The organism is Scopulibacillus cellulosilyticus, assembly GCF_042665295.1.
GTDB lineage: Bacteria > Bacillota > Bacilli > Bacillales > Sporolactobacillaceae > Scopulibacillus_A > Scopulibacillus_A cellulosilyticus.
In genome coordinates, this window is sequence record NZ_JBHTCO010000007.1 from 106,145 (window position 1) to 129,783 (window position 23,639).

Sequence of the window (23,639 nt, forward strand, 5' to 3'; positions counted from 1 at the left end):
AATGGATTGCTTCCATTGTACTTGTTGTGTTCTTTTTTTTGTTCATTGTTAGGGAGAATCCATAAGCACATAAAAAAATTATTTCAGTTTCAATAAAAAATCATAAAGGCGTAATGGTAAGTCTATTTAACGAATGGGGAACTTTTTTATGGATAAACGAATCTGGATGCTATTATAGTCAATACACAGTTCGAAGAAACGCGGTTAAACACCTGCCTATGATTAATTCCACCTTTTTCCCGACGTGATAACCACCCCAAATCAGCTTTAAATCCCTTTAATAGTCTATTCGACGTTTTTAAGGAACCAATCTTTTAGGTTGAAAATTCAGTATTGAAAAACTATTTGTATGATGTTAACATTCAGTATGAAGGTATACTATTCCAAATAGTGGAATGGACTTTAGAAAGCTGAATAAAAATCCCTTTTAGGAAAGGAAGTTAACAAGTTGGATTTTGAACTCACAGAAACAAATAGGGAAATCCAAAAGTTGGTGCGGACCTTTGTGAAAAAAGAGATTGGACCCGTCATTAAGGGTTATGAGGAAAGGCGGGAGTTTCCTCGTGAGATCTTCAGGAAAATGGGGGAACAAGGTTTTTTTGGGAGCTGCTTTCCGGAAAGTGTAGGGGGTTCAGAGCTCGGTTTTCTTAACTTGGCAATCATATGTGAGGAGATTTCAAAGGCTCATCCGGCCCTGGGGTATGCTTTTAATATGCAATCGATGACTTGTCCCTTTACCATTCTAAATTGGGGAAATGACGAACAGATCCAGAAATATGTACCTGATTTGATTCGTGCAAAGAAAATAGGGATGTTTGCTTTAACCGAACCCGGCGGAGGCTCTGATCCTGCTGGGGCAATGAAAACAGTGGCTAAGCTTGATGGTGATGACTATGTGATTAACGGCTCTAAGGTCTTTATCACTTTTGCCAATGAAGCAGATTATGGCGTTTTATTTGCGAAAACGGATGTAAGTAAAGGTCATCGGGGGATATCGGCCTTTATTATTGAAACGGACCGGCCTGGTTTCAAGGCACAGCCTATAGAAATGAGCGGCTTGGGCTATATGACCCGGAGCTGTGAAGTTTTTCTTGATAATTATAGGTTACCTAAAGAAAATCTTCTTGGAAAAGAAGGTGAGGGCTTTAAAATAGCGATGAATGCGCTTGATTATGGACGGCTGACTGTCCCGGCAAGGTTAGTTGGCATTGCCCAGGGTGCCTTAGAATTATCAATTGATTATGCTAACGAGCGTATTTTAAAAGGAGAGCCGCTGGGGAAATATCAAATGATCCAGCACTTGATTGCGGATATGACAGTTGAAATTGAGGCGGCGAGATTACTTTTATACAAAAGTGCTTATTTGAAAGATAAAGGCGAAACTGCTACGCGGGAAAGCGCCCATTCTAAATATTTTGCCTCAGAGGTTGCGACTAAAGCGACTCGGGCGGCTTATGAAATTTTTGGCGGTTATGCCTTAACGGATGAGTATCCTGTCATGAAATACATGAATTATGCCAATATGCTCCATATGGGAGAGGGTGCGCCCAATGTGCAAAGAGTGTTGATAGCGGAGGATGCCTTAGGTTGGAAAGATGCTAATCGCCATCAAATTAAGCGGAGATTTCCTTTGAAAAGTGATCTGGCTGTACTATCTAAATCATGAATAGTACCTATCTTTGAAAGGGGTTACAAATGAGCGGCGTTTATCAGTTTTAAAAAAGGCGGGGTGATGATCATGAAGCAGGCGCTTGAAGATATTAGAGTACTGGATTTATCAAGGGTATTTGCCGGTCCGGCGGGCTCTATGATTTTAGGGGACCTTGGAGCGGATGTCATTCGGGTGGAATCACCGCAAGGGACTGACAGTATCCGTGAGTGGTGGCCGTTTGTTAAAAATGAAAGCACGTATTATTTAACAGCCAATCGGAATAAGCGTTCAATCACACTTAATCTTAAGAACGAAAAGGGAAAAGAAATCTTTCTTGATCTCGTCAAGCGGGCGGATGTTTTGATAGAAAATTTCAAAACCGGGACGATGGAACGGTTGGGGCTTGGTTATGACAAATTGCAAGCGCTTAATCCAAAATTGATTATGTGTTCTGTCACCGGATACGGCCAAACAGGACCGTTTGCCCGGGAACCCGGATTTGATCCCGTCCTGCAGGCGATCGGGGGACTGATGGATGTCACGGGCCATCCCGATGGTGAACCGACACGGGTGGGTGTGCCGGTTGTTGATATCATGAGCTCTCTATACACAGCGATCAGTATTTTATCAGCGGTCAGATCAAGGGACTTCAGCGGGGAAGGACAGCACATTGACATATCCCTGCTTGATGTACAAGTCAGCGCTCTGGCCAACGTAGCAAGCAGTTATCTAATGACAAACCATATCTCAAAACGGATGGGTAATGACCACGGTAACATTGTCCCTTATCAAGTCTTTCAATGCCGGGACAAACCGCTAATGGTTGCCTGCGGGAATGATCAGCTGTTTATTCGTTTTTGCGAAACGCTTGGTCATCCGGAATGGTCGGAAGACGAGGATTACAAAACAAATGCCATGCGTATCAAAAATAGAATCGTTTTAACGGAAAAGATACAAAATGTCATGAAAGAGAAAAATGCGGATGACTGGTTTAGCTTGCTTTCGGGAAAAGGTGTTCCATCCGGTCCAGTGAATAATATTGAGGATGTCTTTAAGCATCCGCAAGTTCAAGCAAGGCAAATGGTGGATGAGGTGGCACATCCCAGCCTGGGCAAAGTAAAATTGGTTCGAAATCCGATTTTATTCTCAAAAACGCCAATAACAATAAAAAAACATCCGCCGCTTTTAGGTGAACATACCATTGACTTTTTGAAAAATGAACTCCAACTATCGGATGATCGAATTGCCTTGTTAAAAGAGGATGGCGCCATCTAAGTTATGGAGAATTTTAAAATAGGGTGATGAAAATGGTCCGTACTGCGGGTAACAGCAACGTTATATCAAAAGCTTTCGCGGTTTTAAGAGCCTTTACAGATAAAAAAATGGAATGGGGGGTTAATGAGCTGGCCAGATACATGGATATACCTGTCAGTTCCCTCCATCGTATTCTCACCCATTTAAAGGACGAAGGCTTATTACAAATATCGCCGGTAACCAATAAATACAAGGTTGGGTATGAACTCATTAGGATGTCCTCAATCATTTCTGCCCAAGTTGATCTCAAAAGTCTTTCAAGGCCTTTCTTGAAAAAAATATCTTCAGCAGTAAACGAATCTGTCTATCTGGGATTATATTATTCTCAATTTAAAAAGCTAGCTTTCGTCGAAGGTGTGCATAGTCAAAACCCTTTACAGTACGTATTAGAAATTGGCGTATTGCAGCCCATCCATATTGCTGCCAGCGGTAAGGTGATCTTGGCCCATCTAAATAAGAATGAGGTGGCATCGATCTTTGAGGAGGAAGGCATCGATGGTGAGGAAGCCAAGAAGGTTAGGTCAGAGTTAGAAAAAGTTCGAAAGCAAGACTATTTGATGACGGCCGGTGAGAGGCTGCCGGGTGCGATTGGCATCGCTTCACCTTTATATGACGCTTCCCAGCAAGTGATTGGCTGCATCACATGTGTAATCCCTATTAGACATTTTAAACAAGAGCAGGAGGAGATGATTTCTCAACAAGTAAGAGAGGGCGCTTTAAAAATTTCACAAAGCCTTGGTTATTGTTGTTGAAATGAAAAACTAGACAAGTATAAGGGGGAAATGGACATGGCATATTGGAAGGATGTAAAGGATGTCGAAGTTTATTATCCGCCGGGGCACACAGGCACCTTTAACAAACGTTTAGTAGGCCCTGTAGAAGGTATAAAGGGTGCAGAGGTCATAGTGGGAGAAATGGAGCCGGGTGGCCATGCTGATCCTCATAAACATACGGATCTTGAACAAGTGATGTATATCTTGGAAGGCAAGATGCTTATTGAAATGGATGGCAAACAAACTGAATTAAGTAAAGACCAAGTCGTTTGGATTCCTAAGGGCGTCAACCATGAAGTGAAAAACGCTGGTGACAGCAATCTGCGGTTTTTGTTAATATATACACCACCCAAGAATTAGTAGATTCAAATCCGCCTTCATGGTATTGATTGAAAGGGTATAAATAGAATGGTGATTTTTAAATTAAACAAATGATAGAAAAATGGACAGAACAGTAGATTCTCTAAGATTTGCAGTTAATTTGTTTATTTTTAATTTAAACCGCTGTAACTCATTTTAAGGGGAGGAAAGTTAATGAGGAACCTTCGTTGGTTTGTTATGACTGTATGGTTTATCTTGGGAATTGTTTGTTACATTGACCGCATGAATATTGCTGTCAGTTCTGTACCATTAATGAATGATCTCCACATCAATGCCACACAATTTGGATACGCTGTCAGCGCTTTTACCTTAGGCTATTTTATTTTTTCTATTCCAACTGGGGTCATTATGGATAAGTGGGGGATCAAAAAAACTACCATTTTATTTACCTTAGGCTGGGGCGTATTTTCCATTTTGTCAGGAGCCGTTTGGGCTTTGCTACCTCTCATTATTTTCCGTTTTATTTTTGGCATGAGTGAAACAGTTCTTGGACCATCATTAACAGGATTGAACAAAAACTGGATGCTTCCTAGTGAAAGAGGAAGGATTTCCGGGCTGTTTATTGCATCCTTAATGATTGGAACAGTGATTGGCGCGCCTTTAAATGCGGCAGTTGTATCTGTCTGGAATTGGCGCGGCGCCTTCTATGTCACAGGTATTATCAGTTTTTTCGTAGCCTTGTTATTTTATTTGTTTATTAAGGATAGACCAAATCAACACCGTTGGATGACCAGTAAAGAACTGGATTTGATTAACAAAGAACAACAAAAAGACAATGAATTACTGGAAAGCTTTTCGAATAACAAACCATCTTCTGTTTCACTGGCAATGATTTTTAAAAATAAAACAATCTGGCTCACGGGTATAGGTTTATTCCTCATTAACTTCCTGTACTGGGCTGATTTACAATGGCTGCCTTCTTATTTTAGTCTGGTTAGACACACTTCGGTTATGGCATCAGGGATTTATACCGCTCTGCCATTTTTAGCGGCGGCATTTGGAAGTTACGTTTCTGGCGAATTAACTGATCGTATATTTAAAAAAATGCGTATACCGGTCATTGTTATAGGCGCCGTCCTTGCAGCGCCATGTGCCATTTGGGCGATGATGAGTGAATCAATTACGGGTTCTGTCACAGCTTTTATGCTTATGGCATTTTTCAATGGATGGGCTATAGCTCAGACCTACACACTGCCAATGGAAATTTTCCCGGATTTAAAAGAGCGAGCGCCAACAATTAGTGCCTTTTATATCACATGTAATTCCTTGGCTGGTATTTTGGCGCCTCTAGTTATTGGTCCTATCTATGATGCCACAAAGAGTTTCTCGGCGGCATTTTATATTTTTGGGGCTCTAAATGTTATTGGCGGTCTTTTGTATTTAACGGCCTATAAAAAGGAAAAGAAATTTAAGAGAACGGGTCATTTTATAAATAAAGGTGAATTAACGCGGGATATATAAAGGAATTTTGTTCTGAATATTGATAATATGTGTTATAGTTGTTCCCCTTTAAAAAGGGTTGCTTTTTGTTATGGTGATACATTTTTTCTAGAAATCATAATAAATGAGATCAAAAGATAGATCTAGGACTGTCCCGTTTTTGATGTAACAGATTTTACAAAAGTCAATTATTCTAAGTTGTTGGAAGACATAAGACTGTAGGATGAAAGTAATGTTAGTGTAAATAATCTAAAGTGAAACCCATAAAGTTAGACAAATATTATAAGCAATTATTGAGGATTGAACTCTATATTGTACAAAGCTCAATCCTTTCAGTTTTTCTTTCCTTTGTTTGTAATTGTCAGAGATATATCGAGCAAATAGAAAAGAATGAAGAAAAATAAAAAAATAAAAACTTTCTTGACAATTATTGTTTGTTCTTGATAAAATCTAAGTAGATAAGTTATACAAATTTATACTTTTTCGTACGAAAAGCCATTTCTTAACTATGAAAGTAACCCTTTCATTATAATTAAGAAACTTAAGCTTTTCCATTAGAAATTAGGGTATTTATACCTTTATTCTATGGAAAAGCTTTTTTGTGTTTTACATGAAATGGGGGGAACAGGATTGCTAAGTGAAATAAAAAATGTATCAATTGTTGGTGCCGGAACCATGGGCAGCGGGATTGCCCAATTATTTTTACAAAGGAATGTAAGCGTTAACTTAATTGATCCGTCCCAAGCAGCGTTGGAAACTGCCAAGACTAAGATTAATGATCAACTTGAACTGCTTTCACGCTTTGACCTTTTTAGCCAAGACAATATAAATCAAGTCATGACAAATCTGAAAACATCGAATAATATTGCCTTAGTATCAGATGCAGACCTTGTAATTGAGGCTGTTCCTGAAAAATTATCACTAAAACATGAAGTTTTTAGGAAAATTGAATCTCATTGTAAAAATGACACACTTATTGCAACCAACACATCGGGGATTTCTATTAATAACATTGTAAGTGTTCTACATCACCCGGAAAGAGCAATGGGGACTCATTTCTTTATGCCTGCTGCTATAGTCCCTTTAGTTGAAGTGGTGAAAGGGGATAAAACTTCACTTGATGCAATTAATAGTATGATGAATGTTCTTATAAAAATCGGTAAGAAGCCGGTACTAATAAATAGAGATATTCCGGGTTTTGTAGCAAATCGTATTCAGCACGCTCTTGCTCGTGAAGCTATTTCACTTCTAGAGTCTGGTGTTGCATCAGCCGAAGATATTGACACAGTCGTGCGTTACAGCATTGGTATGAGGCTGCTATTTACAGGTCCACTTGAGCAGCGTGATTTAAATGGATTAGATATTCATTACGATATTGCACGTTATTTGTACGAGGATTTGGAGAGTCGAAACACCCCATCCCCATTATTAGAAGATAAAGTTGCAAATGGCGAGCTGGGGTTAAAGGTTGGTAAAGGATTTTATGATTGGAATGAAAAACCCGAAAAAATTTCAATGAAAAAGAATGCACAACTGCTTGAACTGGCTAAATGGATGAAAAATCATTTATAAAAGAAGGAGATGAGGGGTATGACAAAGGTCACTAAGTTTTTTACAAACTTAATGCGTAAGTATTTACCGGATCCATTTGTTTTTGCAATTGGGTTAACCTTACTTGCGTTAATCTTGGCCATGATTGTTGAGGGACAAGGCTTTTTAGCAGCTACTAAGTCTTGGGGGGATGGTTTTTGGGATTTGCTTGCTTTTACAACACAAATGGCAGTTATTCTAGCCATGGGATACGTTTTAGCGAGTGCACCTATTGTTGACAAGTTTTTAACCAAAATTGTTAATAAGGTAAATAAACCTAGAACAGCCATCATTGTTGCAACCTTGGTAGGTGCTATCGGCAGTTATCTTAACTGGGGTTTTGGGCTCGTTATCGGCGGCATTATGGCAAAAAAACTGGCAACAAAAGTCAACGGAGTACATTATCCATTAATTATTGCTGCGGCATATAGTGGTTTTACAATGTATGGTTTAGGATTGTCAGCAAGTATTCCAGTATTAATTTCTACACCAGGACATCCGTTAGAAAAGGCGATGGGCGTTGTATCGTTGTCTCATACCATTTTTTCACTTCCAATGATCATCACAAGTATTATTGTTGTTGTCACATTACCTATATTAAATGCTCTCCTTCATCCAAAAAATAAGGAGGACATTATTGAGTATGACCCGTCGGTAGAGGTGAAAAAGGAAGTGGCAGTAGCTTCGGAAGGTGTCCTTGTTAATAATACCCTTGCAGATAAATTGAACCATAGTCGTTTATTAAGCCTTCTTATAGGTGCTGTTGGTATTGTCTATGTTGTCTATTATTTTGTTTCTGGTAAATCATTGGATTTAAATATGATTAACTTTATTATTCTCTTTCTTGGTATTATTCTTTTAGGGAATCCTGCTAACTATGTTGCTAAATTAAATGAAGGTATTAAAACAATTGCGGGAATTATTTTACAATACCCTTTTTATGCTGGGATTATGGCAATTATGGCCGGTTCGGGATTGGTGACGACGATTTCTCAACTTTTTGTAAATATATCAAATGCAGAGACTCTTCCAGTATGGGGATTAATTAGTTCATTCGTTATAAACTTCTTCGCGCCATCAGGGGGAGGGCACTGGGTTGTTCAAGGGCCATTTATGATAGATGCTGCTAAAGAGCTTGGTGCTTCTTTTGGAAAAACATCAATGGCAGTCATGCTTGGTAATGCATGGAATGACTTAATTCAGCCCTTTTGGATTTTGCCAGCCCTTGCACTATCGAAATTAAAACTAAAAGATGTAATGGGCTATACTGTTGTTTCAATGTTTTGGGTAGGTATTGTTTATATTGTAGCTATTCTTACGTGGGGATACCTAGGTTAATATATTGTGAGGAGGAACTCTAATGAAAATTGTCGATTTATCTGTACTATTATATGATGGGTTAACTTCTTTTCCTTCCCATCCCAAAGTTGTAATGATGGATTTTGAAACACAAGAGAACTCTAGAGCAAGATATATTGCTCCGTGCGAAGGATTTAATAGTAAGGTATTTATGATGTCGGATCATGGTGGAACACATATGGATGCGCCGTATCATTTTTTTAAAAATGGCTTAACGATTGAAGAAATTCCTTTAGACGCCACAATGGGTGAAGCAGTGTTAATCGATTTGTCGGATAAAAGCCCGAATCAACCTGTAACAAGAGAAATGGTGGAGGCTAAGATTGAGGAAAATGATTTAATTGTTAATGAAGGTGACATTGCCTTTTTCCGCTGCTGGCCAGGGGAGTGGCAGGAAGAAGGTTATTTCGATTGTAAGTCACTGGACGGAACCGTCGGGGACTGGGTTATCGACAATAAAATTAAAGCTATTGGCCTAGATCTCCCAAACGCAGATATCAATGAAAATATGCGTCGGGACATCCATTTAAAATTATTAAGTAGAAACATTTTAATTATGGAAAATATCGTTCATTTAGATAAGCTAACAAAAAATCGATTTTATTTTATGGGAACTCCGCTTAATTTAAAAGGTATGACAGGTTCCCCAATTCGTGCACTCGCCATCGAAGAATGGTAAAGTAATAATAATCAAACATTTAGCATGGGAAGCCAAAATCTTGACTGTGGAAACCAAAAAGTTTTCATCTAAATTAAGATTGCCTAGTCTTTCCCAAGAGAAGAATGTAAATCTTTTCTAGGGGTGGACTAGGCTTTTTTTGTTATTACGAAATGAAAATAGGAAGGAAGAGGAGAATATGACAAAAGTAATTGATGCCGCGAAGGCGGTAGAAAACATTCAATCTGGACATACGTTAATGGTTGGGCTGGTAGAGTATGGTTCAGTCAAGTTATGTGCGGCAGGCGGCCAAAGGATTACGACAATATTTAAAAATATTTTAAGTAAAGGATGTGTGGGGGAATGAAAGCAATTGTTAAAAATTCAGCTGAACCTTATGATATTTCAATTAAGACGTTAGATAGAGGTGTTGTCAAGAAAAACGACGTTATCGTAAAAGTATCGGCTGTTGGTATTTGCGGCAGTGATCTTCACATGTATGCGGGTCACGGGGGGTACGATTGGATTCAATACCCGCTTGTTTTTGGCCATGAAATTTCGGGAACAGTCGTCGAAGTAGGTGAAGAATCTGATGCGTCAATTGTTGGGAAAAGGGTTATTATAAATCCATATATGCCATGCGGTCATTGTGAATTTTGCTTGAGAGGGGAAGAAAATCGTTGTGACTTCGGGGAATTCTATGTCCAAAAAAGGCCGCCTAAATCTTTGCAATATGGGTTTAGGCGGAATGGAGGTATGTCAGAGTACCTAGTTGTGCCCGAGTCAAATGTTGTTCTTCTCGAAGATAATATTACCGATGAATTAGCATCTATTTTAGAAGCGATTGCCGTTGGTTTAACTGCAACAGAAAAAATAGAAAAGATAGATGAAAAATCGATTGTTGTTTTTGGACCGGGCCCGATCGGTTTGGCAATTGTTAGCGTTCTTGCCGGACTCAATGCAAAGAAACTTGTTGTTGCTGGAATAACGGGGGATGAACAAAGATTGGAAAAGGCTAAGGAACTAGGAGCTGATGAAATTATCATTTTACGTGAAAATGGGGCAGGGGATTTACTTAATGTTAACCCTTCTGGATATGATGCCGTGTTTGATAGTTCCGGACACCATTCGGTTCCGAAAACAGGCATTTCAATTTTGAAAAAGGGTGGCGAAATTATTTTAGTAGGTATTTCAAGTCAAGATTTTTCCTTGCCAATGGATCAAGTTGTCCGAGGAGAAATTCAAATTAAGGGAAGTTACGGTATAACAAATGAAAGTCTCCATAAGACCGTAGACTATGCTGCTAAACCGGAATTTCCTTTTGGAAAATTAATTTCCGGTGTGTTTCCTTATGAAAGGGCAAAGGAAGGATTTCAAAACGCATTAGACCGGGCACCTGGTAAAACGGTTATTACATTTAAATAATAGTTCTATTGGAGGCGATGATTAATTGACAAATGCAATTAAATTTTTTAAAGAAGTTTATGGGGAAGTGCCAAATTGGGCGCAAAAGATGAACGACTATACGCCCGATGCTTTTGAGGCCTATACACAACTGCGTAAGGTTGTTATGCAGGATGGTGCACTTTCAAGAAAGGATAAGGAATGTATTCTTGTAGGCATCAATGCGGCAAGACGTTATGAAAGAAGTATGATTTATCATACACAAGGTGCGGTTGATGCTGGTACAAGCCTAGAAGAGTTGGCGGAAATTCTCTCGGTTTGTGTTCTTTCCCGCGGGCTGCCGGCCTGGCTAGAAGGGATTAAGGCATTGGCCTTTGCGTCCAATTATATGCATGCGAACGGGAAAACCAAAGATAATTTAGTAAAGCAGCCAACAAAGGCCAAGAGTGAGTTTGAAAGTATCAGTGAATGCTTAAATTATTATCGGAGCAAGTTCGGGACTGAGCCCAAGTGGGTAGAAGATTTAGCAAAATATCATCCTAATGCACTGATTCATTACACGAATTTAAGAAATGCTAATTTAGCTGATCAAGGGATTGTTCCACGTAAGCTTAAAGAGTTAGTTTTGGTTGGTATTAATACTTCTGAACGTTATCCTGAAGGTGTAAGGATCCATACAGAAGGTGCTAAAGCATGTGGTGCAACGGAGAATGAACTAGCCGAGTGTCACCTTACAGCCGTGTTAACCGCAGGTATCCCTGCATGGTTTGAAGGATCGGATTTTTTGTAGAGTGAACTGAGTGACAAAGCCTAGGTCGTAACATTAAGTTTGTAGGATGACATATCTAGTAAGAACTGGTCATTAGATTATAGCGAGTTTAAGAGGGTATGTGGTGACACATACCCTTAAGTATTGCTTTTTTTATTAGTTTCGATTGAAATAAAAGGATAAAATATAGATATTTGAAGGATGAAGTAGTTAATAAGACTATCTCTACACGTAATTAAATATAATCTTTGGGAAAGGGGCCTCTTAAAGTAAGGAAAAATAGTAATAATATTACCTAGAAATTTCCCGTCTTTCGTACTGCAGATCTACCTGTTTTGAACGGTTTTTTACTAAAGCTGTTGCTATGATTGAAATAATGGCAGTAATTATCACATAGATACTAATAGTAACTGATCCACCATAAGTGTGTAATAAGTAGGTTGCAATTAATGGAGCAGGTCCGCCGCCTATTATAGAAGTAAGCTGATAACCTAATGATGCGCCACTATAACGTACTTTTGCGGGGAAAAGTTCCGCGATTAAGGCACCTTGTGAACCATACATCATATCATGAGGAATCAAAGAAAATATAACTGCAATAATGGCTAAAACAGGAATAGAAGTGTTGAGAAGTCCATAGTATGGGAACGCCCACAATAATGTCAAAATTGCTCCAATCATGTACATACGCTTCCTGCCGATAATATCTGAAAGATATCCGAAAAATGGTATAGTAAAAAGCGAGACGAGCGAGGCTGCCATTGTTGCATTAACAAGAAACTGACGACCCATGTGTAAATGTTCCGTTCCATAACTAATAACAAAGGTAACAAAGATATAGAAAGGAGCATTTTCACCAAGACGTAATAATGTCGATAAAATAATCTCTCTCCGGTTATTCTTAACTACTTCAATTAAAGGCTGGCGGGCAATTTTCTTTTCCTCTTGAACTTTACGGAAATGTGGTGTTTCCATAACACTTAAGCGAATAACCAACCCAATGACTACAAGCACACTGCTAAGTAAAAAGGGTATACGCCATCCCCATGTATTGAAGTGATTGCCAGTGATATTAATAAATAACGTAAAAACAACGGAAGAAAGAAAAAGACCGAAGCTTACCCCCATCTGTGGCCAACTAGCCATTAATCCTCGCTTTTTCTTATTTGCCCATTCCATCGAAAGTAAAACTGAACCTCCCCACTCACCTCCAACACCGATGCCTTGTATAACACGGAGAATGATTAAAATTAATGGCGCCCAAAAGCCAATCGTTCCATAAGTAGGCATTAACCCAATAAGCATTGTACTAAAGCCCATGAGTAATAAAGTAATAATCAAAGTAGCTTTTCTCCCAATTTTGTCTCCATAATGCCCGAAAACCGCAGCACCTATCGGACGAGCGAGAAAACCTAAGAAAAAAGTCGCAAATGATTCTAAAGTCCCAATATAAGGATTAGACCCTGGGAAAAAAAGTTGAGGTAAAATCATTGCAGAAGCTGTACCATATACAAAGTAATCGTACCATTCAACAGTTGTACCTATAGTACTTGCAATCGCAGCCTTTTTCGATTGACTTTTATAAATAACGGGATCCAATTCATCTGTTTTATAATCATCTGACATCACTTTTACACCTCCAAGTAAATTGCCGGAAATATTTGAATAATATAAATGCAATTTGACATTTGTTATAATACCGATACTTTAAAACGCTTACATTTATATTTGCAATTTTATTTGCATTCCCACCTCCTTTCTTCATTACTTACTTTATAATTTTTTCATCCACCTTTAAAAACACATAAAAAAACTAGCTTTTCCATAGAATAAAAGGATAAAATTTCCCCTCATTTCTAATGGAAAAGCTAGTGTCTCTTAACTACTATGAAAGGGTTACTTTCATTATTAAGAAAATGCTTTTCGTACGAAATGTCAATTGCATTATTATTAACCTATTAAAATATAGCAAAAAACCTGAATATTGTCAATAGGATAACGATTGGGAACAACATCATAGTTTCGTGCGGATGAAACTGCATTAGGTCATATTTGGAATTTAACTGCAGATATTCTACCAATTCATGATGTGGAGCGAACTTATGAAGAGTACGATCCTGTAACCGGTAAAAAGATACGATTTGGTGACAGCCTTTTGTCTTGTGCCTTGATAGTACTTCCTGAAATAAAAGGTATTAAACTTTTAGCAAAGAGTGAAAAAGCAACAAAACTTGTAAAAGGGGTTAAAAATGTACTACATCCGGATCTTATCAAAAACGCTTTCTGAACTACATATCAAGCTATAAAACATCAATCTCTCAGTTTTGTAAACAAGCTTGTTAAAAAGATTGGCGATATCCGACTACCGCAGGGTTTGCAACCGGAATATGCGGGTATAGGAAAGATGGGAACGTAATTGAACTTCATCATTTAATTCAAAGAGAACCTGGTTCAATGGTAGAATTGCCAAAAATATTACATAGAGAATATACAGAAATATTACATGGACTTGTTGAAAATGGTGGAAGTTTCCGGAGGAACCCTCTATTAACAAAGCAATACGCAAATTTTAGATCAAAATACTTGAAATGGCGAGCTAAAGACTTTGAAAAAAGTACGTAATTAAAAGGAGATGAAAAAAATTAGTAAAGAAAAGGTAGAAAAAATAATAAAAGAAAATAAAGATAAGGATGCAGGTTTCTTTACTGGTAGGGTTGATGAAAACGTAGTAAAGAGCCTAGAAAATGAGTTGCAAGTAAATTTACCAAACAGCTATAAGTGGTTTTTGTTGAATTATGGTAGTGGTGGTTTATATGGGGTTGATATCTTAGGTGTAGAAAAGCTTATAGAAAATCTAAATGAGGCTTGGGTAATAGAAACTACAAAAGAATATAGAGAGCTGGGATTAGATAAGGAATTAATAGTCATTGAGGACATTGATATAGTGTTATATTGCCTGGATACAAGTCAATTACAAAATGGTGAGTGTCCAGTTGTATCATGGGATCAACTTGAGGGATATGATATGATTGAAGCTGAAAATTTTTATGATTTCTTATTTGAAAGATTATCAAGTGGAAAAGAAGCATGGGAAGAAGAAATTTAAGGCATGGTGTATGAGATGACTTTAAAGTCATCTTTTTTTGGACAAATGAAGAAGATACTCGCCTTTGTTAATTATTTTATATTCATAATCAATCTACGAAGAAATAGAAGAAACTATGGGGTGATTAACAAGAAACAGGATATGTAAAGGAGGTCCCCGTCACAGTTATCTCCATCGTTATAGCGGACAAAAAACATTTGATTCTTTTCTAGATTAAAAGAGCCAACTTCCACGCTGTGGTTGTTGACTCTTCAATATTTATTAATCGGCTAACCTCATTAATCTTAAGACAAATTAATGTTCAAGAATATAAGCATATGTCCAATCAAGTTTTGGACCAGGTCGATTAATGGCAATTTGTTTTACATAAGGTTTTTCTAAATAAGCAATAGAGTTTTGATAAAGCGGTACAATCGGTGCTTTTTCAAGTAATATCTTTTCCGCATTCTGCATCACTTTTAGACGTTCGTCAGGTTTTGCCCCTAACTCTTTTGCCTTTTCTATGAGCTTATCATATTGACTATTTGAAAAACCCGTTCTGTTAAATTCACCGTCAGTAACCCACATATCAAGGTCAGACATTGGATCATAGTAGTCAGGTCCCCAGTTAGCCAAGGAAATGTCATATTGTTGGGTGCCCTCCAATTTGTCGAATTGCTTTACAGGTTGCGTACTTATTTTTATGTTCAAGCCAGGCAAATTTTTCTCAAGTTGGTTTTTGATATAAGTGACGATCTCCTGATCAGATGAACTTGAAGAATAGAGTAGATTAAGAGTTACAGACTTCCTATTTATCTCTTTTAACCCTTTTTCCCATTTGCTTTTTGCCCATTTAAGTGAATGCTTGTTAATCGTTGGATAAGCGGAACGGAAATCATCCCCATTTGAAAACTTCACAAAATCTTTTCCAACAAAATAATAAGCTGGATAAGACCCGTCTTTGAGCAGATCATTGACCAAGCTCTTTCTATCTATGGCGTTGTATATGGCATCCCGAATATTATCATTTTTCAATGCTGGCACCTTTTCATTCAAACGGAGAAATGCCATACTTGGAATAAGGGCACCGGTATGCAGCTCCTTACTATTTTTGAACTGGGTAATATAATCTGTTGTCAATCTTGTGAAATCAAGTTTTCCAGTCTTATAAAGGTTGACACGGGTTGACATATCTTTAATCACTTTATATGAAACCTTATCCAAATGAATATCCTTTTTATCCCAGTAATCTGGGTTTTTCTTAAAAGTCCAGCCCTCGCCATGGTCCCACTTTGTCATAATAAACGGACCATTGAAAACCATTTTGTTCGGCTCTGTCGCGTATTTATTTCCAAACTTCTGAACAATCTTCTTATCTAAAGGATAAAATGATGGAAATGACATGAGACTTAAGAAATAAGGTGTCGGTCTTTCAAGCGTTACCTGTAATGTCTTTTTATCAACCGCCCTAACGCCAAGCTTGTCCACTTTGTTGTACATCGGATCTTTTGGATCTAAAATTTTTGCTGCATTTTTTATCCCGGCAGCTGGAAAAATATAAGCATACTCTCCGGCTGTATCCTTGCTGACTTCCTTTCTCCATGCGTATACGAAGTCTTGAGCAGTGACTGGGTCCCCATTTGACCAATTGGCATCTTTACGAATCTTAAACGTATAAACCTTTTTATCATTACTTATCTTAGGTTCTTCAGACGCCATATCAGGTATAATCTTTCCATCCTTATCTATTCTTGTTAATCCTGATTGTACCTCTTCAAGCGCTCTTAACGATATGCCGTCAGTGGCGTGAAGTGTATTCATGGTTGAAATATCGCCCTCATCGTAAAAATTCAGGACCTGATTTTTTGCGAGTTTATGTTGGTCTGTACCCTGATTATCCGAATGACTCTCTTGTTTGTTAGAAGTTTCAGAGTTACCGCAAGCCGAAAGAAAAAGGCTCATGACAAAAATAATCGCGAGTAATAGAGGTATTTTAAGCTTTCTCATCATGTATAACTCCCGTCGTCTATTAAGTTTTAATCTTATGGTAATGTCCAATTTCCAGTTGAAAAGTAAATCCATATGTAATGCGGACTTGCCCGGGATACATATCCCGGGTGAGGCGATGTTCCTAGATTATTCTCTTAGGAACTAAAAAAATAGCTGAATTTTTAAATTTTAATCGTCATTGTTTTACTAATGGTTATCAGCTCCTTTAATTAGTTCTTTGTTCCTAATAGTACAAATAGAATAATAGTTTGTCAATTTTGCGAACTTTATTACAAATATAAAGCCGCCCTTTGCAGAGCAAACCACCCGTTTTCTCGGGAAGATTTTAAATAAAATTGATTAATAAGAAAGGTATTGATTTGTAAATAAAAGGGGAGCAGTTCCCCCTTATTAGACAGCAAACAAAAAGAATCCATTTTGAAAAAAATTGATCAAAATGGATTCTTATCTAGCAGATTCTTACCATAGACCGTAAAGCACCATTCTGGCACTTGCATTCCATAAATCTTCGATAGTTCCCCTAAATTCAACCCTTTTCCTCCGACGAGAAAAAGTTGAGTTTTATTAATCTTCTGAAACCCTAATGCGTATGGTTTCATTTCTTTCCCTCCGATAGTATCCGTGCTTCGAGACCGTTTGTTAAAAATATGAAAACGACTTAAGACTTTTGCTCAAAACTTCAAACAAGACGTTCTAAATTCTTATGAAGAGGTTAAGGTAAGATGCTAAAAGTCCAGTAAATTGTGGTCACTTAACAAAGAGCGGACACAATCAACAAATTTTTTAGCGGCGGGAGACATATTAGGTTTTGCAGCAATACCTATAAAACGAAAAGAATCGTTTTCTAAATTTAGAATACGAACGTTGTCAGGAATATTATATAAAGTCATTTCAGGCCGGACGCTGATGCCTAAATTATTTTGTACCATAGCAATGATCGCTTGGTCATCTGATACCTCAAATTTCACATGGGGTTTTATATTGTTTTCTTTAAAAATTTGCTTAATCTCATTGTCCCAACCTTCTTTTGGCATAATTAAAGGCTCTTCTTGTATTTGTTTAAAAGCAATTCTTTCTTGTGTATGCAGGGGATGCTGATCTGATAGAATGCAAAGCATTTTATCTTTTTTTAAAGGAAGACATTCAAGTGTTTTCGGTACTGGTAAAGTAAGAAAACCGCAGTCAATGACGCCATTTGAAATCCACTGTTCTAAGGTGGAATAATCACCTTCAAATAATTTCACGACGATTCCGGGATGGTTATCTTGATACTGTTTAATAATATGGGGCAGCCATTGTGCAGCGACACTTGTAAATGTCCCTATTCTCACAACACCTGTCTCTAATCCGTTTATTGCAGCTGCTTCTTGCTTCATTCTATCATTTAAGATCAAGATGTCACGAATATATGAAAGCATACGTTCACCATTATTTGTTAAATGAATGCCCGATCGCCCCCGGGTGAGTAGAGAAAAGCCTAATTCAGTTTCAAGGCTATTAATGGCATGGCTAATACCGGACTGTGTTAAGTTTAACATTTCTCCGGCTTTTGTCAGACTCCCTGATTCAACGACAGCGTAAAAGACTTCAAATCGGCTAAGTGTCATGTTTATTCTCCTTTATGTATTAGTTTATCTCATGTATTTCATTATAAATGTTCATTTTACTCATGTTAAGTGTTGAAGTATACTGAAAATATAAGTTATGTTTTGAATATTTGAAAAGTAACCGCTGCCATTTGCTTTGAATGTGAAACCCATATTTTTCTTTGATTAGGAGGATTTCAATGAACGACATTATTAATTGGTTAAATGGTTATGTCTGGAGTCCGATATTAGTTTATTTATTTTTAGGATTAGGGTTGATATATTCAATTCTCACTCGCTTCGTACAGGTAAGGTTTTTTAGAGAAATGATAAAGCTGGCGTTTAAGGGAAAGGGTTCGAAAGCTGGAGTAAAATCTTTTCAAGCATTAACGATGTCATTGGGAAGCAGAATTGGCGTCGGTAATATAGCAGGTGTGGCTACTGCAATTTCGTTGGGAGGGCCGGGTGCTGTTTTCTGGATGTGGCTTGCAGCTTTTTTCGGAAGTGCTACTTCGTTCATCGAAATAACTCTTACTCAAGTATATAAAAGAAAAATTGATGGTGAATACAGAGGGGGTACGCCTTTTTATATTGATAAAGGATTAAAACTAAGGTGGTTTGCCATTATATCTGCAATCCTGACATTGCTTGTCATGGGTATTTTATGGCCGGGTGTACAAGCCAATACAGTTTCATTAGCAGTGCAAGACGCTTTTGGAATATCACCAGCCATAACCGGAATCTTCATGGCAATGATGCTGGGAGCTATTATTTTTGGCGGTGTTAAAAGAATAGCAAAATCTGCTGAGATTATCGTTCCATTTATGGCTCTTGGTTACATCATCGTTTGCTTAATCATTCTTGCCTTGAATTTTTCTAACATACCGAGTGTTATTTCCTTAATTTTTACCAGTGCTTTTCATTTAAATGCGACTTTTGGCGGGTTAATGGGTTCAGCGGTTGCATGGGGCGTTCAAAGAGGCGTTTATGCCAATGGGGCCGGTTTAGGCAGCGAAACTTTTGAATCCGGCGCCGCAGAGGTATCGCATCCAGCAAAACAAGGTTTGGTACAAGCGCTTTCTGTTTACATTGATACCTTTACAATCTGTACCTCAACAGCATTTATGATTCTTATTACAGGAATGTATGATGTGAAACCGGAAGGGATGGCGCCTATTACTGATAAGCTAGGCAACGTAGCACCATCTCTATATACACAGCTTGCAGTTAATTCCGTTTTCCCTAAATTTGGTGCCGCCTTTTTGGCTATTGCTCTATTATTCTTCTGCTTTACAACACTTGTGTCTTATTATTATAAAGCAGAGACAAACCTTGCATTTATTAGACATCATTTAAGAATAACATCAATTTGGCCAAATCATCTATTGAAAGCTATCTTACTGGCCACTGTATTGTATGGCAGTGTTAAAACTGCAGCGACTGCATGGGCAATGGGGGATTTAGGTACGGGGTCGATGGCTTGGGTAAACCTTATTGTCATTTTCCTCCTTACAAAAACAGCATTAAAAGTATTAAAGGACTATGAAATGCAGAGAAAGGCAGGGAAAAATCCTGTATTTGAACCTGTAAAGCTAGGAATTAAAGGAGCAGACTTTTGGGAAAAAGAATATAGGGAAACCGAACAAGATATACCAAAAGAAAGTAAGACTGCAGAAGCAGTTCAATAATTTATGGAAAGTAAGGGATTAATAGAATGAAGCTATAGTTAATTTTGAACAGACATTTATTTGAAGCTCATTTGTTTATCAGTTGGTATTTATAAAATTCCCAATTTTGGGATTTTTAAAATATATAAAGAGGTGACAGTCATGATTTTAGAAAAAGCGGACATTGAATCAGTTTTAATCAGCAAAAATACGACTCAAAAAATGTACATCAATGGTGAGTGGGTATTAAGTGAAGCTAATCAAACAAGAGAAATTATTAATCCTGCAAATGGCGAGGTGATTGGAACAGTTACTGAGGGATCAGAAGCGGATGCTAAAAAAGCAATTGAAGCGGCACGAAAGGCCTTTTATGACAATGGATGGATGAATAGCAAAGCCAGACATCGCGCAGAACTCCTTCTTCAAATTTCCAATAAATTAGAAGAAAGGAAAGAAGAATTTGCTTATTTGGATACATTGAATAACGGAAAAACATTAAGAGAGTCATTGGCTGACGTTGAAGATGCTGTAAACCAATTGCGTTATTATGCAGGGTTGGCAACAAAACCGCATGGTCAGACTTATGATGTTCCAGATGACATTGACGCAAAAGTTGTCCGGGAACCAATCGGAGTTGTAGGAATAATCGTCCCATGGAACTACCCGTTAGTCATGGCAAACCAAAAAATTGCGGCTGCCCTTGCCGCAGGTTGTACAGTGATAGTGAAACCGGCACAACATACACCGCTTTCTGTTATTCGGCTGTTTGAAATTATTGATAAAGCAGGATTTCCGCCTGGTGTCGTTAACCTGGTGTTGGGTGCCGGAAGCAAGGTTGGGGCAGAATTAGTATCCAATCCTGATGTGGATAAAATCTCCTTTACCGGCGGTACTGATACAGGAATCAGGTTAATGAAATCGGCAGCTGATACAGTAAAAAAGATAAGTTTAGAATTGGGCGGAAAATCTCCTAATATCGTCTTTGCGGATGCGGATTTTGAAACAGCAGTTGATTATGCATTATTTGCGATTTTTGCAAATCAAGGCCAAGTGTGTTCAGCAGGCTCACGTTTATTGCTGGAAGAAAGTCTGTATGAAAAGTTTGTTCCTGAATTAGTCAAACGTGCCAAGATGATCAAAGTTGGTCCAGGCTGGGAAGAAGGTGTTGAAATGGGACCGCTTGTTTCAGAAGACCATATGAATACCGTTCTTGATTATATTGAAATTGGAAAAAATGAAGGAGCCACTTTGCTTTGCGGAGGCAATCGAATTACCCGTGGCGATTTTGGAAAAGGTTATTTTGTTGAGCCTACGATCTTTGGGGATACAATACCTGACATGAGAATTGTTCAGGAAGAAATTTTTGGTCCGGTTTTAGTGATTCAAACTTTTAAAACCGAAGAAGAAGCCATTGAATTAGCGAACGGTACAGCTTATGGTTTGGCCGGTGCTGTGTTCTCGAATGACGGCGCTAAAGCGCATCGTGTGATTCGCGGGTTACGTGCAGGAATAACATGGATCAATACGTATCATCCAACGTTTAATGAAGCACCTTGGGGCGGGTACAAGCAAAGCGGCATCGGAAGAGACTTAGGAACCTATGGTTTTGAAGAGTATTTGGAAACGAAGCAAATTAACGTAAACCTTGAGGTAGAACCATCAGGATTCTTTAAGGGGAAATAGCAGGGAAACCTTATTTACTAGAGGGGATTACAAATGAGAAATTTTGATGTGATTGTCATTGGTGCTGGCGTCATCGGGTCTAGCGTAGCCTACCATTTGGTAAAAAAGGGGCTTGAGGTTGCCTTAATTGAAAAAGGCAGTGTCGCATCAGGCACCTCGAGCAGATGTGACGCTGTCGCATTAATTTGTGATAAAAAGCCGGGTATTGATACGGAAATAGGCTTTGCAAGCATCCAGCTTTTTAAACAATTAGCCAAAGAATTTTCGGTTGATTTTGAATTTTACTCACGAGGCAGTTTATATGTTTGCGAAACAGATAAAGAGCTGGAAATCGCTAGAGATTATGTTTCCAGGCAAGCTAAAGATGGTTATGATATGCGTATGGTTGACAGACATGAATTGCGGGACATTGAACCATATTTGGCCGATGATTTGGCAGGAGGGATATGGACAGAAGTCGATTCATCCATGAACCCTTATAAATTATGTTATGCGTTTGTTGAAGAAGGAAAAAAGCTGGGTTTGAAAGTTTATGACTATCATGCCGTGCAGAATATTACACTGGATGATAAAGGAAGGGTTGAAAGTGTCGTAACTGACCGGGGCACCTTTAAAACAAAAAGGATTGTTAATTGTGCCGGTGTATGGTCACCCAAAATAGCAGAAATGGCAGGTGTTCATATTCCGATTAAGCCAAGAAAAGGCATGGTTTTAATCTCTGAGAAAACGCCGTTAAAAGTGGCCAATCAAAAAGTTCATGAATTCGGATATATGTTATCTAAATTTGAAGATATCCACTTTAAAAGAAATGTCAGTGAATTAGTTGAAAAACATAATGTAGCTTTTACGATTGAGCCTACAGATGCAAATAACTTTTTAGTAGGGGGACACCGGGCCTTTAAAGGGTTTGATATTAGTTCAGAAGTCGAAGTGATGCGTGCAATTGCAGAGAGAGCCATTCGCTTCTTGCCGGTATTAAAAGAAATTAACTGCATAAGAGCCTATGCTGGATTAAGACCTTGGGTTGAAGACCACCTTCCTATTGTTTCAGAAGTGGAAGAAGTGCCTGGATTCTTTATTGCCAGTGGCCATGAAGGAGACGGCATTAGTATGTCTCCTATCACCGGAAGGATGGTGGCTCAACTTATTACGGGTGAACCAACAGATTTTAACATTGATAAACTGAAATTTTCGAGATACAAGAAAAGTCAAGCTGTCAATATCTGAAACTAATGAATGTAAATAAAAAATAATAGGTTAATAATAGGAGGAATAAATGATGAGTATTATACCAAAAGGAATTTTTGTACCGTTAATCACGCCATTCAATGATGATGAAACGATTGATTTTCAGGCGTATAAGAAAGTCATCGACTTTCAAATCGAAAGCGGCGTCCATGGTGTACTGGTTGGAGGCACAACAGGAGAATACCATGTTATGACATTAGAGGAACGTAAAAGTTTAATCAAGGCTGGCTGTGAATATGCCGCAGGGAGAGTACATGTTATGGCAGGTGTTGGATGCTCTACTGCCAAGGATACAATCGAACTTGCCAATTATGCTGCAGAATGCGGTGCTAAATGGGGACTGGTTCTGCCTCCTTATTATCATAAGACAAGTGAAGAAGGCATTCGTAAATTTTACAAGGAAGTAGCTGCAAAATCAAATGTCGGAATCGTCATTTACAATTATCCTGGAGCAACCGGCGTTTGCATCTCGCCCGAAATGATTTATGAGTTGAGTCAAGAAGAAAACATTGTAAGTGTCAAAGAATCTGCAGATTTTGCTCACCTATGTCAAGTTGCTGCTTTGACGAAAGAAGTTGATAACTTTTCTGTATTTACCGGTGAAGAACACTTTATCCTTCCTACTTTCTCCATTGGAGGACAGGGTGCTTTTGGAATCCTTATCAATTTGCTTCCTAAGGAAATTGTCAAGCTTTACGAACTTGCTGTTGAGAAGAACGATATGCATGCTGCACGTGATTTGAATCGAAAATTATCGGGTATTTATGACTTAATGGAAGCGGAAGGTAATCCATATCCAGGTCCGGTAAAAGCAGGCATGGACATGATTGGGATAAAAGGTGGAAAAGTGAGAAAGCCTTTAACACAACCTAATGACGAGATAAAAACCAAGATTAAAGAAGAATTATTAAAGTTAGGATATAAAGTGAATTCACTGGATCAATCATTAGTGTAAGAGAGCTTATATGTGAATTGAATCAGATTAATGGTTTCAGAGAATACATATGTATTCTTTGAAACT

22 protein-coding genes are annotated in these 23,639 nt (G+C 38.2%); 18 read left to right on the forward strand and 4 right to left on the reverse strand.

Annotation, left to right across the window (positions count from 1 at the left end):
• Positions 1-448: 448 nt before the first annotated feature.
• From ACFQRG_RS08635 to ACFQRG_RS08685, 11 genes are all read left to right on the forward strand, one after another.
• The gene (locus tag ACFQRG_RS08635) at positions 449-1,666 is read left to right on the forward strand and encodes an acyl-CoA dehydrogenase family protein (protein WP_380965487.1); all 1,218 of its coding nucleotides are present in this window, start codon (positions 449-451) and stop codon (positions 1,664-1,666) included.
• 72 nt (positions 1,667-1,738) lie between these two features.
• Positions 1,739-2,926, forward strand: a complete 1,188-nt coding sequence (locus ACFQRG_RS08640) for a CaiB/BaiF CoA transferase family protein (RefSeq protein WP_380965488.1) — start codon at positions 1,739-1,741, stop codon at positions 2,924-2,926.
• A 32-nt stretch (positions 2,927-2,958) separates the two neighbouring features.
• Positions 2,959-3,717, forward strand: coding sequence for an IclR family transcriptional regulator (locus tag ACFQRG_RS08645; RefSeq protein WP_380965490.1), 759 nt, complete (start codon positions 2,959-2,961; stop codon positions 3,715-3,717).
• A gap of 36 nt (positions 3,718-3,753) precedes the next feature.
• Positions 3,754-4,098, forward strand: a complete 345-nt coding sequence (locus ACFQRG_RS08650) for a cupin domain-containing protein (protein ID WP_380965491.1) — start codon at positions 3,754-3,756, stop codon at positions 4,096-4,098.
• 174 nt (positions 4,099-4,272) lie between these two features.
• The gene (locus tag ACFQRG_RS08655) at positions 4,273-5,580 is read left to right on the forward strand and encodes an MFS transporter (protein WP_380965492.1); all 1,308 of its coding nucleotides are present in this window, start codon (positions 4,273-4,275) and stop codon (positions 5,578-5,580) included.
• Positions 5,581-6,189: 609 nt separating this feature from the next.
• Positions 6,190-7,131, forward strand: coding sequence for a 3-hydroxyacyl-CoA dehydrogenase NAD-binding domain-containing protein (locus tag ACFQRG_RS08660; RefSeq protein WP_380965494.1), 942 nt, complete (start codon positions 6,190-6,192; stop codon positions 7,129-7,131).
• 18 nt (positions 7,132-7,149) lie between these two features.
• Positions 7,150-8,487: a short-chain fatty acid transporter gene (locus tag ACFQRG_RS08665; RefSeq protein ID WP_380965496.1), complete on the forward strand. Its 1,338-nt coding sequence runs from the start codon at positions 7,150-7,152 to the stop codon at positions 8,485-8,487.
• 22 nt (positions 8,488-8,509) lie between these two features.
• Complete coding sequence (locus ACFQRG_RS08670) at positions 8,510-9,187, forward strand: cyclase family protein (RefSeq protein WP_380965498.1); 678 nt, start codon at positions 8,510-8,512, stop codon at positions 9,185-9,187.
• 178 nt (positions 9,188-9,365) lie between these two features.
• Entirely contained in the window at positions 9,366-9,533 is a 168-nt protein-coding gene (locus ACFQRG_RS08675; protein WP_380965500.1) for a hypothetical protein, read from the forward strand.
• Complete coding sequence (locus ACFQRG_RS08680; protein WP_380965502.1) at positions 9,530-10,591, forward strand: zinc-dependent alcohol dehydrogenase; 1,062 nt, start codon at positions 9,530-9,532, stop codon at positions 10,589-10,591. Before ACFQRG_RS08675 ends, ACFQRG_RS08680 begins: the two co-directional genes overlap by 4 nt.
• Positions 10,592-10,616: 25 nt before the next feature.
• A complete protein-coding gene (locus tag ACFQRG_RS08685; RefSeq protein WP_380965503.1) occupies positions 10,617-11,360 on the forward strand; it encodes a carboxymuconolactone decarboxylase family protein in 744 nt (247 codons plus the stop codon).
• A 270-nt stretch (positions 11,361-11,630) separates the two neighbouring features.
• Here the strand turns inward: ACFQRG_RS08685 and ACFQRG_RS08690 are convergent, their stop codons facing one another.
• A complete protein-coding gene (locus tag ACFQRG_RS08690; RefSeq protein WP_380965521.1) occupies positions 11,631-12,965 on the reverse strand; it encodes an MFS transporter in 1,335 nt (444 codons plus the stop codon).
• A 424-nt stretch (positions 12,966-13,389) separates the two neighbouring features.
• Here ACFQRG_RS08690 and ACFQRG_RS08695 point away from each other — a divergent pair, with 424 nt between their 5' ends.
• The 3 genes from ACFQRG_RS08695 to ACFQRG_RS08705 all read left to right on the forward strand — a co-directional run bounded on the left by ACFQRG_RS08695 (position 13,390) and on the right by ACFQRG_RS08705 (position 14,445).
• Positions 13,390-13,626 carry a pre-toxin TG domain-containing protein gene (locus ACFQRG_RS08695; protein WP_380965522.1) on the forward strand — a complete coding sequence of 79 codons (237 nt, stop codon included), beginning with the start codon at positions 13,390-13,392 and terminating at the stop codon, positions 13,624-13,626.
• A 98-nt stretch (positions 13,627-13,724) separates the two neighbouring features.
• Positions 13,725-13,961 (forward strand): HNH/ENDO VII family nuclease, encoded by a 237-nt coding sequence (locus tag ACFQRG_RS08700; RefSeq protein WP_380965523.1) that lies wholly within the window; start codon positions 13,725-13,727, stop codon positions 13,959-13,961.
• 10 nt (positions 13,962-13,971) lie between these two features.
• The gene (locus ACFQRG_RS08705) at positions 13,972-14,445 is read left to right on the forward strand and encodes an SMI1/KNR4 family protein (RefSeq protein WP_380965504.1); all 474 of its coding nucleotides are present in this window, start codon (positions 13,972-13,974) and stop codon (positions 14,443-14,445) included.
• Positions 14,446-14,739: 294 nt separating this feature from the next.
• Here the strand turns inward: ACFQRG_RS08705 and ACFQRG_RS08710 are convergent, their stop codons facing one another.
• The 3 genes from ACFQRG_RS08710 to ACFQRG_RS08720 all read right to left on the reverse strand — a co-directional run bounded on the left by ACFQRG_RS08710 (position 14,740) and on the right by ACFQRG_RS08720 (position 18,041).
• Complete coding sequence (locus tag ACFQRG_RS08710) at positions 14,740-16,434, reverse strand: peptide ABC transporter substrate-binding protein (RefSeq protein ID WP_380965505.1); 1,695 nt, start codon at positions 16,432-16,434, stop codon at positions 14,740-14,742.
• Positions 16,435-16,865: 431 nt separating this feature from the next.
• Entirely contained in the window at positions 16,866-17,033 is a 168-nt protein-coding gene (locus tag ACFQRG_RS08715; RefSeq protein WP_380965524.1) for a hypothetical protein, read from the reverse strand.
• A 126-nt stretch (positions 17,034-17,159) separates the two neighbouring features.
• Entirely contained in the window at positions 17,160-18,041 is an 882-nt protein-coding gene (locus ACFQRG_RS08720; RefSeq protein WP_380965506.1) for a LysR family transcriptional regulator, read from the reverse strand.
• Positions 18,042-18,220: 179 nt separating this feature from the next.
• On the opposite strand from ACFQRG_RS08720, the gene ACFQRG_RS08725 reads away from it, so the two are divergent.
• From ACFQRG_RS08725 to dapA, 4 genes are all read left to right on the forward strand, one after another.
• Entirely contained in the window at positions 18,221-19,708 is a 1,488-nt protein-coding gene (locus ACFQRG_RS08725; RefSeq protein WP_380965507.1) for an alanine/glycine:cation symporter family protein, read from the forward strand.
• 141 nt (positions 19,709-19,849) lie between these two features.
• Positions 19,850-21,370: an aldehyde dehydrogenase family protein gene (locus ACFQRG_RS08730; RefSeq protein WP_380965508.1), complete on the forward strand. Its 1,521-nt coding sequence runs from the start codon at positions 19,850-19,852 to the stop codon at positions 21,368-21,370.
• A 33-nt stretch (positions 21,371-21,403) separates the two neighbouring features.
• Positions 21,404-22,597, forward strand: a complete 1,194-nt coding sequence (locus tag ACFQRG_RS08735; RefSeq protein WP_380965510.1) for an NAD(P)/FAD-dependent oxidoreductase — start codon at positions 21,404-21,406, stop codon at positions 22,595-22,597.
• Between the two features lie 49 nt (positions 22,598-22,646).
• A complete protein-coding gene (gene dapA, locus ACFQRG_RS08740) occupies positions 22,647-23,573 on the forward strand; it encodes a 4-hydroxy-tetrahydrodipicolinate synthase (protein WP_380965511.1) in 927 nt (308 codons plus the stop codon).
• Positions 23,574-23,639: the final 66 nt, after the last annotated feature.

Coding starts and splice junctions, on each gene's coding strand:
- ACFQRG_RS08725 (WP_380965507.1), top strand. CDS start 18,221: ATGAACGACATTATTAATTGGTTAAATGGTTATGTCTGGAGTCCGATA.
- ACFQRG_RS08655 (WP_380965492.1), top strand. CDS start 4,273: ATGAGGAACCTTCGTTGGTTTGTTATGACTGTATGGTTTATCTTGGGA.
- ACFQRG_RS08680 (WP_380965502.1), top strand. CDS start 9,530: ATGAAAGCAATTGTTAAAAATTCAGCTGAACCTTATGATATTTCAATT.
- ACFQRG_RS08715 (WP_380965524.1), bottom strand. CDS start 17,033: ATGAAACCATACGCATTAGGGTTTCAGAAGATTAATAAAACTCAACTT.
- ACFQRG_RS08665 (WP_380965496.1), top strand. CDS start 7,150: ATGACAAAGGTCACTAAGTTTTTTACAAACTTAATGCGTAAGTATTTA.
- ACFQRG_RS08640 (WP_380965488.1), top strand. CDS start 1,739: ATGAAGCAGGCGCTTGAAGATATTAGAGTACTGGATTTATCAAGGGTA.
- ACFQRG_RS08735 (WP_380965510.1), top strand. CDS start 21,404: ATGAGAAATTTTGATGTGATTGTCATTGGTGCTGGCGTCATCGGGTCT.
- ACFQRG_RS08730 (WP_380965508.1), top strand. CDS start 19,850: ATGATTTTAGAAAAAGCGGACATTGAATCAGTTTTAATCAGCAAAAAT.
- ACFQRG_RS08675 (WP_380965500.1), top strand. CDS start 9,366: ATGACAAAAGTAATTGATGCCGCGAAGGCGGTAGAAAACATTCAATCT.
- ACFQRG_RS08710 (WP_380965505.1), bottom strand. CDS start 16,434: ATGATGAGAAAGCTTAAAATACCTCTATTACTCGCGATTATTTTTGTC.
- ACFQRG_RS08705 (WP_380965504.1), top strand. CDS start 13,972: ATGAAAAAAATTAGTAAAGAAAAGGTAGAAAAAATAATAAAAGAAAAT.
- ACFQRG_RS08645 (WP_380965490.1), top strand. CDS start 2,959: ATGGTCCGTACTGCGGGTAACAGCAACGTTATATCAAAAGCTTTCGCG.
- ACFQRG_RS08690 (WP_380965521.1), bottom strand. CDS start 12,965: ATGTCAGATGATTATAAAACAGATGAATTGGATCCCGTTATTTATAAA.
- ACFQRG_RS08670 (WP_380965498.1), top strand. CDS start 8,510: ATGAAAATTGTCGATTTATCTGTACTATTATATGATGGGTTAACTTCT.
- dapA (WP_380965511.1), top strand. CDS start 22,647: ATGATGAGTATTATACCAAAAGGAATTTTTGTACCGTTAATCACGCCA.
- ACFQRG_RS08720 (WP_380965506.1), bottom strand. CDS start 18,041: ATGACACTTAGCCGATTTGAAGTCTTTTACGCTGTCGTTGAATCAGGG.
- ACFQRG_RS08650 (WP_380965491.1), top strand. CDS start 3,754: ATGGCATATTGGAAGGATGTAAAGGATGTCGAAGTTTATTATCCGCCG.